Source organism: Pseudoalteromonas sp. SWN29, assembly GCF_015864465.1.
GTDB lineage: Bacteria > Pseudomonadota > Gammaproteobacteria > Enterobacterales > Alteromonadaceae > Pseudoalteromonas.
In genome coordinates this window covers 1-689 of the sequence record NZ_JADYXE010000142.1, presented here as the reverse complement: position 1 = coordinate 689, position 689 = coordinate 1, and the positions used below count along the sequence as shown (strand labels likewise).

The following is a 689-nucleotide window of genomic DNA, read 5'->3' as shown; positions in this document are numbered from 1 at the left end:
CGTTTCAGGAGTTGAACCAGCAGGAACGTTCTTTGGAAGAATACCGCCCCAGCGGTAATACTCACCATCCTCTTCCCATAGCAGTACCTCGTTCCATTTTGTAACGTTGAAGCCTTTCTCGAAGGAGCGACTGGTAATATAGCCAAATTTACCATATTCCCGGATACTCGCAGCGATTCGTCGTGCTTCGTCCTCGCTATCCTTAGCGTTGCCAGCATAGCTACCAGCAGATGCTGCATATTGTCCAGAAGTATTCTTGAACTGCTCGGCTTCATTCCGGAATTCATTAGCCTCATCGCGCCATTGCTTTGCGTTCGTAGCGTGGGTGCTGGACTCGTTCTTAAAGCCCTCCGCTTTATTTCTGAAAGTCTCAGCCTCATTACGGAACTGTAGGGCCTCATTACGCGCCTGCCATGAGTTCTTGTCCATGGTCTTAAGTTGACCAAGCGGAACATCATCATGGTCATCCACGGCGTTCGCTAGATTCACTATACGTCTACCACGCGCGTCTAAGTGACCATCATTGTTGACACCAATAGTAGCAGCGGTAAGGTCTCGCGCTTCCTCAGCAACGTGGAGCGTCTGAATCTGTGAGATGTTCAGGTCATATGCACGAAGGATAGAGCCATCAGCAAAGTCAACCAGACGGTCTGTCGCGGAGGTGAAACGACGAATCTCAATTGAGTCAT

1 protein-coding gene is annotated in these 689 nt (G+C 49.6%); it reads right to left on the bottom strand.

Going from position 1 to position 689, the window contains the following annotated elements:
- A partial coding sequence (locus tag I6F53_RS20190; protein WP_197240945.1) for a phage tail fiber domain-containing protein occupies positions 1–689 on the bottom strand: 689 nt, incomplete at both ends.